At 42.2% G+C, this 17,995-nt stretch carries 10 protein-coding genes; all 10 read right to left on the bottom strand.

Going from position 1 to position 17,995, the window contains the following annotated elements:
- Nucleotides 1–16 precede the first annotated feature (16 nt).
- Complete coding sequence (locus GO495_RS05595; RefSeq protein ID WP_157298683.1) at nt 17–856, bottom strand: FecR family protein; 840 nt, start codon at nt 854–856, stop codon at nt 17–19.
- 57 nt (nt 857–913) lie between these two features.
- On the bottom strand, nt 914–1,501 hold the full coding sequence (locus GO495_RS05590; protein ID WP_157298682.1) for an RNA polymerase sigma factor: 588 nt from the start codon (nt 1,499–1,501) through the stop codon (nt 914–916).
- A gap of 119 nt (nt 1,502–1,620) precedes the next feature.
- Complete coding sequence (locus tag GO495_RS05585; RefSeq protein WP_157298681.1) at nt 1,621–2,985, bottom strand: alpha/beta hydrolase family protein; 1,365 nt, start codon at nt 2,983–2,985, stop codon at nt 1,621–1,623.
- A 57-nt stretch (nt 2,986–3,042) separates the two neighbouring features.
- Nucleotides 3,043–3,174: a hypothetical protein gene (locus tag GO495_RS32345; RefSeq protein ID WP_276611793.1), complete on the bottom strand. Its 132-nt coding sequence runs from the start codon at nt 3,172–3,174 to the stop codon at nt 3,043–3,045.
- Between the two features lie 69 nt (nt 3,175–3,243).
- Complete coding sequence (locus tag GO495_RS05580; RefSeq protein WP_157298680.1) at nt 3,244–5,163, bottom strand: OmpA family protein; 1,920 nt, start codon at nt 5,161–5,163, stop codon at nt 3,244–3,246.
- 11 nt (nt 5,164–5,174) lie between these two features.
- Entirely contained in the window at nt 5,175–6,140 is a 966-nt protein-coding gene (locus tag GO495_RS05575) for a PorP/SprF family type IX secretion system membrane protein (RefSeq protein WP_157298679.1), read from the bottom strand.
- Between the two features lie 4 nt (nt 6,141–6,144).
- Nucleotides 6,145–12,468 (bottom strand): tandem-95 repeat protein, encoded by a 6,324-nt coding sequence (locus GO495_RS05570; protein WP_157298678.1) that lies wholly within the window; start codon nt 12,466–12,468, stop codon nt 6,145–6,147.
- 293 nt (nt 12,469–12,761) lie between these two features.
- Nucleotides 12,762–14,102 carry an alkaline phosphatase family protein gene (locus tag GO495_RS05565; protein ID WP_157298677.1) on the bottom strand — a complete coding sequence of 447 codons (1,341 nt, stop codon included), beginning with the start codon at nt 14,100–14,102 and terminating at the stop codon, nt 12,762–12,764.
- A 21-nt stretch (nt 14,103–14,123) separates the two neighbouring features.
- Nucleotides 14,124–17,219, bottom strand: a complete 3,096-nt coding sequence (locus GO495_RS05560; protein WP_205691204.1) for a TonB-dependent receptor — start codon at nt 17,217–17,219, stop codon at nt 14,124–14,126.
- 184 nt (nt 17,220–17,403) lie between these two features.
- The gene (locus GO495_RS05555) at nt 17,404–17,892 is read right to left on the bottom strand and encodes a hypothetical protein (protein ID WP_157298675.1); all 489 of its coding nucleotides are present in this window, start codon (nt 17,890–17,892) and stop codon (nt 17,404–17,406) included.
- Nucleotides 17,893–17,995 lie beyond the last annotated feature (103 nt).

Below are 17,995 nucleotides of genomic sequence, written 5' to 3'. Positions count from 1 at the left end.
TTAAGAAGCGATGTCTTTATTGAAAAATGATTGTATTCCCCTTTACTGTTACTGACATATTATATACCAATCCAATTGCTTTTAACAACATCTGTGTATCATCCGCAGGACAAGATCCCGTAAATGTATCCTGCATTCTTTTTTTATCCTTCCATGTAATGTGGTACCCGTAATTATCTTCAAGTACCTGTGCCACCCTGCTTAAAGGCGCATTGGTAAAGTACAGGCGATGCTGTTTCCATGATGTATATGCAACAGGGGTTACATCGCTTAAATGGATCCCTGTACTGTTCAGTTCTATCATCTGACCCGGATGCATGCTGCATGTACCTTTAATATCTCCTGTACCCGTCGCTGTCACCTTTCCTTTCTCCAGCACTACCACTACTTTATTCCTGCGGCAATATACATTAAACTCTGTACCTATCACAGCCACATCCAGTCCATTTGCATGCACCACAAACTTGGGATGATAACCGGAAGGCTTTTTCGTTACTGTAAAGAAAGCTTCTCCTTCTATCCAAACTTCCCTTTCTTTCCAGGAGTTCCAGCGTTTTTTATAGTGTAAGGTAGAATGAGCATTTAGCAGCACCTTAGACCCATCCGGAAGGACAACTTCCTTCGTCGCTGCGTAGGCAGTAGACTCCCCCATCGTTGGATTGCGCATAAAGGCTATAAATACCCCTATTAACAACAGAGAAGCAGCTACGGCTGTCATTTTATACATGAATATCCTTTTCGCACGTTTATTCAGCAGTGCATCAATGTTCTTTTTCACGGTCACCATTTCAGGTATAGGTCCGGACTTTATCCTTAAACCGGTAAACAGCGCGTCTTTAGTATTATCCTGATTCATTGTTACAGATAAGAGTAGATAAGGGGTATAAAAACCCTCAGGAAGATAAAAAATATTTTAATTTCTGATAAACTCGGATAAACCGGTATTCCGGGAAAGGATCTCCCGGATATCGTCCAATGCCCTGTAAATGAGTGTACGGGCATATTTCACTTCTTTAAGTGACATGATTTCTGCAATCTCTACATAAGTGATATCCTCAAAGAAATACAGGTAAACGGCTTCTCTTTGTCTGGTAGTCAGTTTATTGACGATACCCTGTATCGCCTCACTTTTGTTAATGGCTATCAGTGCATTGTCGGCAGATAACTCCAGCTGAAAATCGTAGGAGTCCTCATCATCCAGTGTCTCGAACATCTTCACTTCCTTGTTAATAGTCTTCAGCAGTCTCCTTCTTACAGACACAAACAGGTAACTCTTTAAATGTGTAACAGTCGTATTCTTTGGGGGTTTGCAGAAGAGTTCAATAAAAAAATCCTGCATTACATCACTGATAAGTTCTCTATCAGGCGTAAAACGCAGGCAGTATTGAAATAACTGTGAGAAATAAGTGGCATAAATGTTATCAAAGGCAGCCCTGTCTCCTTTACAAAACCGGTTCCACACCTGGTTTTCTTCATCTGGATCTATCGCCTTTCCTTTCATATTAGTTCATATTACCAGCGGTATAGTTCTGGATTTAGCACATGCAATCCCCCGCAAAGCTATCAGATAACTTTGTTAGCTGGTAATAGAACGTATTATTTTATTGTTAACGCCGAACCTCATTTGTAAAACACTTTCTCCAGTTGATCAAATCCATGTATCGCATTCGCCGGTAGTTTTTCTCCTTTTTCTCCAAATACATACATCGCAGACTCTTTTTCTATCGTTACCTTCGACTCATCCAGTGCATGCATATCCAGGCCCAGGTATTTAGCCATAAATTCATACACTGCCTGTCTCTTGTTAATCCCAAAATCATGACCTTCCGCTGGCAGATGCACATTGGAAACATTCCCGCTTTTATTATAATAGCCATATACCTTCTGCAGATAAGGGAAATCATGCTCCGGTGTTTTATCCGTCCAGTCCTGCCCGTCGCTTACCAGCAGTTGCGGATGTGGCGCTGCCATAGCAGCAATCTCCACATTGTCTGTCCTGCCACCACAGGCATGAACCGGCATCCCGCTTTCACAAGGGCATCCCCCGTAGAAATACGAGCTGATAGCCACTACAGGGGCGCTTATCTTTATACGTTCATCAATCGCTGCTACCAATACTGTATGACTCCCTGCCCCGGAACCACCGGTAATGCCTACTCTGGCAGTGTCTGCATCACGCAAAGACAACAGGTAATCGAGGATACGGATAGTACCCAACGCCTGTATCGTCATCGCCAGGCTCTTACGATGATCAGGAACGTCGAACTGTAAAAGAGACTCTCCCCAGGCAAAAAGGTCATAGCTGAATGCCATCGCGCCCATACGCGCCAGTGAAGCACAACGGTACTGGCAGTCGGGTCTGTAGCGTTGCTTTTCCCAATGGCCGTCCGGATTAAGAATTACGGGTATCTTTCCCTTATAATGGGCAGGCTTGTAAAGTGAGCCATTGATATACACCCCGGGCAGAATTTCAATAGCGATATTACGTACAGTATACCCATCAAATTTTCTCTCGGGAGTAATGACAGGTGAAGATGCAGGGGCAGCAGGTAAAGGAGATAGCTGCAACGCTTCCAGCATACAACTTTTCAACTGTTTCTTTCGCTGTTCCCATTGCTGTATATTACTATATTGCGCAGCAATCCTGTCTAACTCTGCCCATCCTTCTGCCACAGGCCAGCGATAGTATTCATACTCACCCAGCTTATAAACAGCGTCTTTCTCTTTCCTTACTTTAAGATCCAACGGCGTAAGTATATTATCCAATGTAGCTTCCAGGGTAGGACGGTAACGCCAGTCGGCATACAACACCCACCTGTTATCCACCTGTGCAGGTGAGTACCTGATCTTTATATGGAATCGCTGCTCAATATCAGCCAGCACCGCTGCAAGCGGTCGCTTATAAGCACTGTCGGAATTTTGTTGTGCATACAGGTATGGCATGCCCAACAGTAACAGACAAAGGGTTAATAATATGTTTTTCATAACATGGATAATCAATAAGTGTAAGTTATACAATAAAAATATTACTTTCCGGAAAAATCAAAATACAATACTATTTGTAATGCCCTGGGTATGGTCACTGCCAGTACCGGAGAGATACTGCCATTCTGTAGACTGTCCAAAGGTTACATGGAATACCAGTAACAGCGCTACTATATTTAGCTTTTTCATAACCCCCTCAAATTAAATAAAAAAAGGTGCAACTTTCGCCGCACCTTTTTTTAATTGTTTATCAAAAACTTAATATTTAACTATTTTAAACTCCGTTCTTCTGTTCACCTGGTGTTCTGCTTCAGTACAGCTAACTCCGTTGGTACATTTATTCAACAGCAGGGTTTCGCCATATCCTTTCGCGCTTACCCTGTTTTTACTGATCCCTTTAGCTATCAGGTAAGCCACCACAGATCCCGCACGCTTCTCAGACAGGTTCATATTATATGCATCATTCCCCCTGCTGTCCGTATGTGATCCCAGTACGATCCAGATAGTCGCATCACTCTTCATCAGTTTCACCAGTTTATCCAGTGAAGCCTGTGCATCTGGTCTGATATGGAAGTTATTGAAATCAAAATAAATGTTATCCAGCTTGATTTCCTTATTCATTTCGATCTTCGTTAACGGAACCGGTTTCCCCCCGATTGAATCACCGGTTATCTCATTCACATGATAATCAGATTTCTCTACAATGAGTTTGTAACTGCTATCCTTATCAAGTCCAACCACTACTTTACCATTTTCATCTGTCTGTGTTTTTATCGCAGGACTACCGTCCTGTACGATCGTCACTATACCATTCTCAAGTGGTTCTTTCGTTTTCTCATCAATTACTGTAATAGCTACCGGAGTTGCCGGTACTTCTCTTTCATACACTTTATACACGTCATCACTACCAATACCACCTTCTCTATCCGAAGATAAATAAGCAATGCCACCGGCCTCTCTCAAACTGAAAGCAAAATCATCCTGCGGAGAATTTACCGGATATCCTGCATTCTTCACAACACCACCAGGAGCCATACTGTAAATATCCAGTCCGCCCATACCTACACGTCCATCGCTGGAAAAATAAAGCGTATTATTCTTATCAACAGCCGGGCTTCTTTCATTACCCGTTGTATTCACTTCTTTCAGATTCACCGGTTGTCCCCATTCATCAGCAGTTTTAACACACTTATAAATATCAGAACCACCTGCACCACCCGGCATATTCGATGAAAAATAAATCGTATTCCCATCCGCAGTAATAAACGGATCACTTACAGAATATGCATCTACTTTATTGTAAGGGAAAGCAACAGGGGCCGACCAGTTACCTGCACTATCTTTTTTACTGTGATAAATTTCGATATTGATGGTAGAAGGTTCTCCTTTAGCCCTGGTGATCTTACGTGGTATGCGTGTCAATGAGAAATACATTTCATTCCCATCCTTTGTAAAACTAACAGGCCCCACATGATAATCAGTACCCGTTTTCAAAGGGAATAAATGCACACTGTCCGTGCTACCCGATTTAAAAAACAAATGCAGGTAATCATTACCCGTCCAGCCATACAACTGACTATCAGGATCTATCCTTGTATCAAATCTTAAAAAGGCTTTTTTAGGTTTCAGATGAGTAACACCATCCGCATACCGGTCTGATGTAAACACAGTACCATCCATATAGGGCACAGCTCCCCAGTCGGACTGCGCTGAATTCAGCACCTTATAGTTATCTATCCGTATAGGATCAGGGTTCTTCATCCAGGCGATAGCAGAATCGCAGGAATTCGCCCAGATGTCCTTCTGAGCGGCCGTCACATTTTTATCCGCAGCAGCATAACTCAGATACTGTGTTTTTGCTTCTGCATATTTGGAATTGTTTTGCAATGCCCGTGCATAATGCAGGATATTCTCCGGTTTACTTCCCTGCATCTTTATAGCAATCGCATACCAGCTTTCTGCCTGTTTATAATCATTATTAAACCGGTAGCAGTCGGCCAGCCGTTCAGCAGCATGTAAAGTAGCCTTCTTTTTATACGCCTGCTCGTAAAGATCAATAGCTTTGGCATATTTAAATGCTTCGTATTGTTTATCGGCCTCATTAAGTATATATTGGCCCACTGCATTTAAAGACGAAAACAACAAACACAGGCAGATAGCGTAGTGTAACTTTTTCATTATTGTTTAATTTAAAACACCCTGGGGGTTGCCATTCTGAGATTTTGTTTATTGAATGTAAACCCTACAGATATCTCATGTGTACCGCTGCTATAACCCTGCAAAGGTCCGATAGAGAAATCATAGGCATATGCTACACGCAACCCTTTCACAGGGAACAGCTCTACCGCAGCTACTACAGCGTTGCGGTAAAGAAGGTTTTTCTGGAGATAACTTTTATCATAGATATTCACCCTGCTGCGGTAAGAACCACCCAGCCAGATGATCTCTTTATACATCAGGAATGTATTCAGATCAAGACTTGTCGGGCCACCCAGATCATCTTTCAACAGGAAAGATGGTTTCAGCTGGAAGTTCTCATCAATAGCCACCAGCATACCTGCCGTCACATAATAATGCAGTTTGGTTTGCGGAACATAGGTAGAATGACTGTTGATATACTGTACTATGAGGTTATCAAAAGATAATCCCGCATAAAACCTGTTATCGGAATAGAACACGCCCGCTCTTGCATCAGGCGCTATCTTATTCTGCGTACCCGCCGGCATATCCGTTTCAGGATCATTCGTTGTGAGCAGTGATGCATTCAATCCTGTTTGCATCACACCTACACTTAATCCCAGTGCCAGTCTTGAACTACCATCAGGGTTCAGACGGATACGGTAAGCATAACTGCCATAGGCAGACAGGTTGCTTTGTGCGCCCAGCTTATCGCTGGCTACCTGGAAGGCCAGGCCCACGTTACCGTCGTTCGCAATGGCATCCACTGCCAGCGAGAAACTCTTAGGAGCACCGGGAACACCAGTCCACTGCGTCCGGTAGAAGCTGTGTAAGTTCAGCTGTTCTTTATAACCTGCATATGCCGGGTTGATATAAATCCCGTTAAACATGTACTGGCTATACTGGGCATCCTGCTGGGCTTTAGCTTTAAAACCCAGCACTAAGGACAACCCTGTTATCAATAATATCTTCTTCATAGTATTATTTTTTAAAAGCCCTTACAAGTGTAATAAAGCCTTTAATCACCTCCCATTGCGAATTACTTGTACGTTTTATACGCAGCAGGTAATAATAAGTACCTTCATTTAAACCATTACCATCCCAGCGATTCTGATAGTTCTTCTGTCTGAATACCTCATTACCCCAGCGGTTAACAATGATCAGCTCATTATCCGCATATTGATTCAGGTCCCTTATCTCAAATACATCATTCTTACCATCTCCATTTGGTGTAAACAACGTTGGTACATTTACATCTCCTGCCTTGACGGTTATTGTCACCATAGCAGCATTTGAATAATAACCTTCCGCATTCTTCACCCTGTAAGTAAAGACATCGTCACCTACATAACCTGCTGCCGGAGTATACGTAACAGTTCCGTCAGGATTCGCTACTACTGTTCCGTGATCAGGCGCTGTCACTATTTCTACTGTCTGATCGTTCAGTGTAGATGTACCCGCATCATCGTTATCCAGTACGATTATAACAATCGCCTTATTTACATTGGTATTTGTCTGGTCATCTGCAGCTACCGGCGGAGCAGGTAATGCAGTAACAGTTGAATCATTGTTGTTTTCATCCGTACCTGAGATATCCCCTACCACAGTTGCTCCTGGTGTTGCAGCGCTTACAGAAGCAGAATTGCTAACTGTTCCTGCCGCTTTTTCAGCATCTGTTAAAGTATATACTGTTGTATAGGTAGTGGAAGCACCAGGCAGCAATCCGCCACTCACATCAATACTCTTGTTGCTGATACCCAGTTTCGTATCTGTCAGTGTAACCGTACTTAAAGTAACATCGCCGGTATTTTTGAAGATGAATGTATATGTTACCTTATCACCGTTTACCACCGCCGTTTTCACCAGCGTTACAGCAGGACTACCGGGATTTACTGTAAGATTCACTATCACCGTAGTTGTACCACCATTGCCATCATCTATCGTTATTGTAAAACCATCTGTTCCGGTATAACCAGGTGTTGGTGTATAGGTATAAGCACCGGTTGTGTTATCAACTGTAGCTGTACCATGTGCAGGATCCGTAGCTTTTGTATAGGTAACCACATTTCCATCTGCATCAGCACCTGTGACAGTGCCACTTACTGCGGTTTCTTCTGTAGTCGTTTTTGTATCACCAGTGCCGGTAGGATTATCATTCACTGCTGTTACGGTAATGCTCACTGTTACGGTTTTAGTACCACCATTACCATCATCTATCGTCACGGTGAAACTATCCGGGCCGTTATAATCAGCAGCAGGCGTATAAGTATAAACACCGGTTGTCGGATCAACAGTAACTGTTCCGTGTGATGGATCTGTTGCCTTCGTATAAGTCAGCGCATCACCATCCACATCCGTTCCTGTTATTGTTCCATTCACTGGTGCATCCTCATTAGTCGTATTTGTATAATCCGGACTGGTAGGCGGATCATTCACAGGATCAACTGTGATATTCACCGTTACTGTTTTAGTCCCACCATTCCCATCATCTATCGTTACGGTGAAACTATCCGCGCCGTTATAATCAGCCGCTGGTGTATAAGTATAAGCTCCGGTTGTTGAATTTACGGTAACCGTTCCATGTGAGGGATCTGTTGCTTTGGTATAAGTCAGCACATCCCCTTCTGCATCCGTTCCTGTTATCGTTCCATTCACTGGTACATCCTCATTCGTTGTATTTGTATAATCCGGACTGGTAGGCAGGTCATTCACAGGATTAACTGTGATAGTTACCGTTACTGTCTTAGTCCCTCCATTGCCATCATCTATCGTTACAGTGAAGCTATCCGGACCGTTATAATCAGCCGCAGGCGTATAAGTATAAGCACCGGTTGTTGGATCAACAGTAACTGTTCCATGTGATGGATCTGTAGCCTTTGTATAAGTCAGCGCATCACCATCTATATCTGTTCCTGTTATTGTTCCATTCACTGGTGCATCTTCATTCGTTGTATTCGTATAATCCGGACTGGTAGGTGCATCATTCACAGGATCAACTGTGATATTCACCGTTACTGTTTTAGTTCCACCATTCCCATCATCTATCGTTACGGTGAAACTATCCGGGCCGTTATAATCAGCCGCTGGTGTATAAGTATAAGCACCGGTCGTTGAATTTACCGTAACCGTTCCATGTGAGGGATCTGTTGCTTTGGTATAAGTCAGCACATCCCCTTCTGCATCCGTTCCTGTTATCGTTCCATTCACTGGTACATCCTCATTCGTTGTATTTGTATAATCCGGACTGGTAGGTGGGTCATTCACAGGATTAACTGTGATAGTTACCGTTACTGTCTTAGTCCCACCATTGCCATCATCTATCGTTACAGTGAAACTATCAGGGCCATTATAATCAGCCGCTGGCGTATAAGTATAAGCACCGGTTGTTGGATCAACAGTAACGGTTCCATGTGATGGATCAGTAGCTTTCGTATAAGTCAGCGCATCACCATCCACATCTGTTCCTGTTATTGTTCCATTCACTGGTGCATCCTCATTAGTCGTATTTGTATAATCCGGACTGGTAGGTGCATCATTCACAGGATCAACTGTGATATTCACCGTTACTGTTTTAGTTCCACCATTCCCATCATCTATCGTTACGGTGAAACTATCCGGGCCGTTATAATCAGCCGCTGGTGTATAAGTATAAGCACCGGTCGTTGAATTTACCGTAACCGTTCCATGTGAGGGATCTGTTGCTTTGGTATAAGTCAGCACATCCCCTTCTGCATCCGTTCCTGTTATCGTTCCATTCACTGGTGCATCCTCATTCGTTGTATTCGTGTAATCCGGACTGGTAGGTGCATCATTTACTGCAGTTATACCTATCGTTATCGTCTTTGTATCCTGTAGCGCTCCACCAGAACCGGTATTCCCGTTATCTGATACATTCACCGTCATAATAACGGATGCCGGCGGATTCTGTGAAGAAGAATAAGTGACATTATTAGCCGCTAAAAATGCATTGATATCAGTCAGGGTACCATTTAATATAAGTGCAGAAGGTGTACCACTCACGGTTACTCCTCCCGAAGAGGTTGCATTTATCACTCCGTCAGGAACAGAGAACGTTACTGTTATATTTCCTGCTCCTGCATCAATATCAGCTAAGGATACATCATTCAGAGAAACGGGAATATCTTCTGTAACGGCAAGACTGGCAGGTACTGTTATAACAGGCGCATCATTCACCGCATTAATGTTGATGTTCATGGTTGCATCCGCTGCCGCATAAGAAGTTCCATCGGAAGCATTCCAGTCGAAAGAGGTGCTACCATTCCAGTCAGCTGTAGGCGTAAAAGTAATATTCCCAAGCTGTGCAGCAGGGATCTCCTGTCCGGCAGTAATTACTAGACCACTCAACTTGAAACTACCATTCAGCGGTACACTTACAATCTTTATCTTATTCAGCGCAGTACCATCAAGATCTGAGTAATGAGTCGTGAAGTTGGCAGCCGTAAAGGTGAGTGTATTGTCCTCATTCGCAGATACTGTATTATTAGTAACAACCGGCAGGTTGTTTACGTCTGCAGAAACCAGGAAAGTGTAAGTTGCGCGGCCCACATTCGGATCATCGTTCACAATTGTAACAGTAGCAGTGTAAGTACCTATCGTATGAGCAGCCGGATTAAAACTCACTACAAAAGGAACGCTGGTTGCAGTTGATACTGCTGTTAACGCCGGCTGCGTAGTAACCGTAAAACCTGCATCTCCTGTAATTTTCACCAGTGGAGAGCCTGTCAGATTGATCACACCTGTTCCTACATTTTGAATAGTAAACGTGTGATTAACAGCAGCACCTGCGGTGATATTTGTACCATACCCTGTTCCGTCCGCAATATTTGTAGTGGCAGTGTTATCCGCAATAGTGATACTATTACCTGTTATATTAACATAAGGGGTCGTTAATATCACCATGGTAGTAGTAGCAATAGGTCCCGTTTCAATACCATCATTTACTGTGGTAGTAATAATACGGTCTGTTGTATTCGGAGAGCCGTTGGTGTTTTTGTAGGTAATCATCTTCAGCGCAGTTTCATACGCTGATGCAGAAGCTTGTCCGGATAAAGTAATCACACTCGTACCATTACCCGTCATCGTGATTCCCGCAGGTAATATACCGGTAAGCGTCAATGCTTCCGCGCCTGCATTCAGTACATTTGTTAAGGTAATGGTCGCACCAAATACATCCCCCCCATCCGGGTCAACAATCTTTATATCAGCATCTGTCACTATTGACCCCGTAGCACTTCCTGCTGCAAAATAATTCTTAAAATTATTAGTACCTGTAGCACCGGAACTATTATCAGGATCAAGATTAGTAACCGGACAATTATTTACATTAATCGTTTTGGTAATAATATTATTATCGTAGTAACACTCTTTATAACCCGTATTCTGATTTACAAGAGAAGCCAGTGTAAATGGTGTACCCACGGCAGTACCCACACCGCCAGTAACAAAACTGCCATTATCATTAATGATAAGTGTCATACTGATGTTCAGGTTACTGAAGCTGCTCAGGTCAACATTAAAATCAAAGGTTTTACATTCACCCTGGTCAATCGCCTGATTAAAAGTGCTGGTGTATAACAGCTTCGCAGTAGGATCTGAAGTAGGATCTCCTGCATAAAATGCAATAGGCATCCCACCACTGTTATTACCAGATCCGGGATTACAAACATTGACATGTGCTGTTACAATATTACAGGAACTACCCTTGGTAAAAGTAATATTCGAAGTATTAAAAGCGATATCCGGCTTGGAGCCATAAAAATCTGCCGATAACAGGAACTGGTAATAAGTAGTAGCCAGACCTGTTTTATTCGTAACTGTCAGCTGACTTTTATCAGCGGACAATGCAAACGAAATATCATACACATTAGGACCTTTAAATCCTACCGTATTTGTATGGGTGCGTGTGCTGGTATTGTCCAGCGGCACGCTTTTGAACGCATAATTATCATCTCTTCTCGTTGCATTTGACAACCCTACCTGCTGATAAAAATACCCGGTAGCCGTTCCCGCATTTAAGTCTATGTAAGCATAAGATGCCAGGGAATTTTCATTGCTTTCATTGTTTGTATTTACGGCATTACCTGTTTCATTAAAATAGATAAAGTTTGTACCTGAAGGAATATTAAAAACCCTCGCAACACCCGGACCAGAATCCACTCCCGAAGCAATACTCTTGATATCAGAATCGATAAATTCAGCGCTCATTCCCAACCCTACCCTGGTATAAAACTCTATTACATAAGCATCATCAAAATCCCGGGCATAATTTGCATCACGTTTGATAACAAGATTAGAACCGGATACATATATCTGTGGATTATAAACACCCACCGCACCTGCACTTACCAGTTTTGATGCATAATCACCGGAAATACCTGCAACAGAAAGCATACTGGTAGTAGCTGTACTGCTCATATCATTGATCACATAAGTAGATCGTCTGTCAACAGATCCACCATTCGCAAGTGTAACAAAACCATCTGTTAACCCCTTATCGAGATCAATCGTAAAACGCATATTGGAATAACCCTCTTCCGTACCTGCTCCCGAATTCAGGTCAACAGCGCTGGAGTTGGTGCCTTTTGCCGAAATAAATGCAATGCTGGCACCCGCTGGTATAGGTATCAACAAGTCTGTATTCGCAGCAGTTGCACCATGTAACAGTGTCCTTATCTCTGGTGTCAGAGGATTCAGGGAATTATTATACGGAGATAAATATTCTACATAATAAGAAGAATTGGTCCCCGTGGCACTCTCCGTGATCGTTAATGTCGAACCCGAAACAGAAAAATTTACATCGTTCAGATTCGGCGCTGCATCTCCTACCTTACTACCAGTTGGTATAAAAGCCCCTAACGGAGCCTTCTTCCATCCATACACATTCGTACCGGAACCATCCAGATTTGTATTTTTCGCATAGTTCACAAAACCCGACGAGGTACTGGTTGTCAGATCAATGATTGCATTGATAGTGATGAAATCCTCATCACCCTGCGGATTCTCACCACCGGTAGTGATACCCGTCTCAGAAGACGTATAGACCGCAATAGATCTCGCACCTGCAGGAATAGTGAACGTTGGTGCAGCCCCACCAGGAGCTTTATATTTTGTCTCCACAGCCAATACGTCGGCTCTTTTTCCTCCGCTGGGACTACATGGACTGTAAGGTAACTGGCCAAAAACCAGGAATGGGAAAAGCATTAAGCTGACGCTTAATATAGCTTTAATGAAATATATTTTCATAGCACAGGGCAAGATGAGCAGCCTTTCGGCCACTGTTGTCATAGATTAAAGGGTTTGCTTAAATATCCGTTCGCTTTATATGGCAAAGAAAGGTCATATGCCAATATATATTTGTCCAAGTATTACTACAAAACAATGCCACTACCAGTACATAAAATGCACAACTAACTTATTCTCAACAATACAAATATAAATATATTAATTATATACAAATAATATTTATTTTTATATATAGATATATGGGGAGGATTATTCTGGATTTTAATGAAGGGCTATACACAAAAAAAAGGGGCTGCTCCATACTGAAGACAGCCCCTTTTTATAAAGAAGATTGATTATTTCAAAAACTCAGTAATCAGTTTCCCCTGCATACCAGGTAACTCAATACCCGCGATCTTTACAATCAGAGGAGCAACATCCGTCATATTCATAACAGGAATCACCACTCCTTTTTTAAGACCCGGACCAAAAGCTACAAAGCCTGTCTGAATTTGTTTATGATCAGGGAAATAACCATGTGTACCTTTTACTTTAGCAAAAGTCTCTGTCACCACCTTAGTACTGCTTCCGAAAGAAGTACCATTTAATCCTGTCAATGCAAACGGACTATTCGGATCAGCTCCTATCGCAGCCATTTTCCCTTCATCTACTATTGCAAAGTATTGTTTCAGTGAATCCGGTACATTTTGCAGGATGCTCTTCACCTTCTCCAGCGTTACTTTATCTTTTGGATCTTTTAACTGCAAAAAGGCAGCTCCACCGGAAGTATGAAATTGCGCTTTCCATTCACCTTTTTTCACATCTCCTATCAGACCATTCTCCTTCAGCAGGAAATTAGGATTGAAAGAGCGATAAATATCCTCAAATCCATGGTCTCCCAATATCACAATCAACGTACTGTCTGCAATACCTGCACGATGAATGCTTTCTACAAGGGTTTTAATCCCCCTGTCTGCCCCGGAGACAGCTGCACGCACCATATAAGCCTCCCGGCCTTCCTGGTGTTCGTAATGGTCTGTACAGGCCAGATGAAGCGCAATAAAGCCTGGTTTATACTTACGGATGATATAACCCGCCATCCTGGCAACATTCTCATCAGCAATCAGCTCATTATGTTCAGCACCGATATCATCCGGTTCTAAATATCCGGTAGCACTATCCTGCACTTCTTTCCACAAAGACAATGGCTGTGTGGCTGCCGCGGTATAAGGACGACTATCCGACATATCCTTGTAATTCCAGTACTCCGGAATACGATAATCTATCGGGGCATTAAATGTAACTGGCCAGCGTACACAGGCTGTCTTACGACCAGCCTTATGCATAGCATCCCATATGGTAGTTGCCTTGATCAGGTTATAATCCCAGTACCATTTACCTGTTTGTCCCGCCGGCTCAAATGGAGTGTTATAATAAATCCCATGTTTGGCAGGTGTAACACCTGTCACCATAGTCGTATGATCCGGATAAGTCACAGAAGGAAATACAGGGTTCATACCTTCAGTTGCTACTCCATTACGGGCCAGTTCTCTGACTGTATGCATACCATAGGTACTGTCCAGGTAAAACTCCGGTCTGAAACCATCAACAGTGACCATCACTACATATTTGGCCGTCTGCGCGTTTACCTGTTGAAATCCAAGACAACAATACAATCCAATAATTAACTTCTTCATCTTTCGTTTATTTAATGCTTATCAGAAACCGTATCTAACACCTATCTGTACCTGGTAAGGGTTACCACTTAATGCTGAAACACCTGCATTGGTATTCACCGCATACTTGTAAGTATTAGTAGCTGGATCAAAGCCTTTGATAGTATATAAATTCGTTGAAGTTACATTATGATTTACGCCCCATTCCTTATTAAGAGAATTCAACACGTTGAACATATCCGCAGAAAGTTCAAGATATTGGTTTTTGAAGGTCTTTATCTTTTTAGATAGTCTTAAATCGAATACGCCATAGAAAGGATTCACACCACCATTTCTTTCAGCGATCTGTCCGAAGTTTTTGCGGATATAATCTTTCGCACTGTTTTCTACATTCGGATTAGCCAGGATAGCATTGATACCATCTTTTAAATACTGTGGAGTAGCCTCACCTTTAGGATCGTATACATAAGCAAGGTCATTGGTCGCAACAAAGTCCCCGTTCACGTTTCCGTTCACGATGAAGGAATAACGTGTACCACTTATACCTGAGAAACGTACACCAACACTAACACCCCAGAAGGTAGGAGCAGTACCATATACAACGATTTTATTTCTGAACTGGTTATCAGAATAACTCATCTTTCCAAGATCACGGGGATCATCTTTTACATACTGCACAAGTGTTGCGGTGTTAGCTACGTTACCATTGTAAGAGGTGTTATCCTTGCTATCGTTCCAGGTATAAGAGAAGGCAATTTCTCCGTCTTTGAAGTAACGGTAACTTCCATCAATCACAAATGCCATCTGGTTTACCTTTCCTTTACTTTCCAGTTGTAATACGCGACCTACTTCAGTTGTCTTGCGGCCCTGCGTCCAGTCAGCAGAACCATTGGTCGTGTTAATAGTAGAAGCAGGAACATACACACCGCGATTACCTTCAGCGGCAATACGGAAATAAGGCTGATCTACCATGTTACCATCTAAATACGTGTAGTTATTACGACCGAAGGTCAGATAACCGTTCACACTCATTCTGAATGTTTCTGTAAAGAAGTGTGAATAGGAAGCATTCATTTTATATACCGTAGGTACCTTTACATCTTTACCATTCATATTAATGGTTGCCAGCTTAGGAATATTCGGATTATTAATCAGGTCCATTCCCGGAGCACTTGCAGGATTCTTGCGGTATCCGGGGAAATCAGGAGTAGGTACCATGCTACCTGTCAGATCAACACCTACCAGATGAGAACCATCAAACAACATATTGTTGATCATGGAATAAGGGTTGAGTGCAGAGCCTAAGATACCTGCACCAAAACGGATTACATCCTTTTTATTCTGTCCAAGGTCCCAGTTTGCCTGGAAACGAGGCTGGACCTGTAAGGTCCTGAGGGGGTTAGAGGTATTCAGTCCAAGTGTATTAAATACTGTCTGGTTGAAAGTTGCCTTATTGAGATAATCTGTATAATCTACACGTACACCTACAGTCACATCAAATCCAGGGAATAAATTCGTCTGCATTTGTGCATACACATTAGGAGCAAGAATATTAAACTTGATATTATGATTATCTGATAAATAAATATCCCTTGCAAAACGGTAAGGAGTAAGGTTATTGAAGTTAGTCAGACCCGTATAATAAAAACGTCCGTTGGTCTCACTTCCGTAAATGGAATTCTGGTTGGTAAAGGTAAGGCCACCACCGAATGTGAAGTGTGACTTATCCGTATTCCAATATAAGTTGTCTACTAACTGTACAAGATTATTATTGAAATAGTCACCGCCATAACGTTGTCCGCCCAATTGAATGGCAGTAGTCAGTACAGAACTATCACTCGCTACAGACTGGATATTCTGTACGATAGCTCTTGGTATATTATCAGCAGGTAACTGTGGATTGGCGAACATTTTATTATACTCCCAGTAGTGCTGTAATTTCAGTTCGTTGGTTACATTTGAGTTGATGGAGGTACGTAAAGATGCCATCAGACTGTTATTAATACTCTTACGGGTGCTATATACCTCGTAGATGTTAATAGCAGTGTTATCACCATCTGACTGATTATCCATATCGTAGATAAAATTGTCTCTTACAGTTAACAGGTTTCTGCTGTTCAGCTGCCAGTCAATCCTTCCGAAAACCGCATGTGTATTTTTCTTTTTATCAAATTGTCCGAACTGAGGAGAGCTGGCAACGCCATATTTATTCCTCGCTATAACCAGGAACTGGTCCAGCGTAGCCTGGGTTACGTTGTTTCTCTTTTCATCACTTGCCGACTGGATATTGGCAATATATAACGGGCGTGAATCTTCCTGGTGATCCCATGCTAAGAAGAAATGTGCTTTATCCTTAATGATAGGCCCTCCTATTGAAAATCCATATTGATAGGTAGAGAATTTCTGATTACGTTTTAATCCGTTCAGCCCATACTGACTGGATAACCAGTTAGTACGCAGGAACGAAAAGGCGCTTCCCTGTAATTTATTTGTACCCGACTTTGTAACGGTACTTACAGTACCACCACCGGCATTACCATAGGTAACATCATACTGATTGGTAACTACCTGGAACTCTCTTACAGCTTCCATCGTAATGGAGTAAGCACCGGTAGCTTGTCCACCTGCGATAGTACTTCTTGCAGCCATACCATCAATAGTGAAGTTGGTAGCAGAAGCCAGTTGTCCGGATAAGTTACTTCCACTACTTAATGGAGAAAGGTCCATCAGTGAGGTGAAGTTTCTTCCGTTCACCGGTAACTTCGCAATATCCCTGGCCGTTACAGCTGTAGCGGCGCCGATATTTTCTATCTTATTTTTAAGGGAACCGGCAGAAACGACAACTGCCTGAAGATCGGTTGATTTATCTTCCATTTTAAAAGCTACCTTGATCAGGTCTCCCTGGTTCAATGAATAGCCGGTTTGTTTCTGGGTAACCATTCCCATTGCTTCAACAGTAACAGTGTAAGGGGAACCGAGTGGCAACTCTTTCAGGAGAAATTCTCCTTTATCGTTAGACACTACTTTTGTTTGGAAACCAGTAGACTCATTTCTTACTGATATAATAGCTCCGGGTAGTGGCGTACCATCTTTCCCGTTAATTTTACCCGACACACCTGCGAGGTTAGTCTGGGCCATTGAATAAAGTGCAGTTAAACAGAAAATAATACTAAAGAAGATTCCCTTTTGGCGAATAGGCATTTTTATACATTTTTGTTGTATACAAGAATGCACAAATGTCAAATGCGAATGTTACCCGAATCTTAAGCCTGCATTAACTTTATATAAAACAATGCAATAGGACCATACCTTGAATGAGTAGTTACATCAATTCTTTTTCAGGAGTTTTTTCCCAATCCCGTTTTATTTTTAACAACATAATCAGATAAGGAATTTCCAGCACTAACCAGCATAAGCTAAAAATTACTACGCTATTAAAGCCTGTCTTTAATAAGTAAAAAAGATTAACAGAGGAATAACACCAGGATAACATATCAAGGGTTGTTACTATCAATGCAAACAGGATAGCCCATTTTTTCTCAAGTAAAATAAAAAGGTTTGACAGAAAGCGCAAAGCCGGTAACAACAGGCTGCCAAATGCAGTCACTAAGACTAAGCCCTTAATGGAACTGATATTGAATGATATCTTATGATTAAAATAAAAGTAAGATCTGCTGGCCCATGAAAGAAAAGGAAGTAACATAAAAAACCACACATATATTTTCAATGCCAGCGGCATAAGCTGGCGACGACGAATCAATGTTTCCTGTATGAAATCGCGGTCGAAAATTGAAGGTTGTTCTTTTTGCATAGGAGATTCAGATATGAAAATAATGTTGACCTTGTTGACACAATTGAGAATCTATATGTTCCAGGAGTATTCGGCTACCCATCCAAATTTACAATTTTACCAG

The organism is Chitinophaga oryziterrae, from assembly GCF_009758125.1.
GTDB classification, from domain to species: Bacteria; Bacteroidota; Bacteroidia; order Chitinophagales; family Chitinophagaceae; genus Chitinophaga; species Chitinophaga oryziterrae.
Note: the sequence above shows the minus strand (reverse complement) of the source record. Positions and strands in the feature narration are given on the sequence as shown.

Excerpts from the sequence above, each read along its gene's own strand:
- GO495_RS05590 (WP_157298682.1), bottom strand. The coding sequence starts at position 1,501 with ATGAAAGGAAAGGCGATAGATCCAGATGAAGAAAACCAGGTGTGGAAC.
- GO495_RS32345 (WP_276611793.1), bottom strand. The coding sequence starts at position 3,174 with ATGAAAAAGCTAAATATAGTAGCGCTGTTACTGGTATTCCATGTAACC.
- GO495_RS05565 (WP_157298677.1), bottom strand. The coding sequence starts at position 14,102 with ATGAAGAAGTTAATTATTGGATTGTATTGTTGTCTTGGATTTCAACAG.
- GO495_RS05560 (WP_205691204.1), bottom strand. The coding sequence starts at position 17,219 with ATGGCCCAGACTAACCTCGCAGGTGTGTCGGGTAAAATTAACGGGAAA.
- GO495_RS05580 (WP_157298680.1), bottom strand. The coding sequence starts at position 5,163 with ATGAAAAAGTTACACTACGCTATCTGCCTGTGTTTGTTGTTTTCGTCT.
- GO495_RS05555 (WP_157298675.1), bottom strand. The coding sequence starts at position 17,892 with ATGCAAAAAGAACAACCTTCAATTTTCGACCGCGATTTCATACAGGAA.
- GO495_RS05575 (WP_157298679.1), bottom strand. The coding sequence starts at position 6,140 with ATGAAGAAGATATTATTGATAACAGGGTTGTCCTTAGTGCTGGGTTTT.
- GO495_RS05585 (WP_157298681.1), bottom strand. The coding sequence starts at position 2,985 with ATGAAAAACATATTATTAACCCTTTGTCTGTTACTGTTGGGCATGCCA.
- GO495_RS05570 (WP_157298678.1), bottom strand. The coding sequence starts at position 12,468 with ATGACAACAGTGGCCGAAAGGCTGCTCATCTTGCCCTGTGCTATGAAA.
- GO495_RS05595 (WP_157298683.1), bottom strand. The coding sequence starts at position 856 with ATGAATCAGGATAATACTAAAGACGCGCTGTTTACCGGTTTAAGGATA.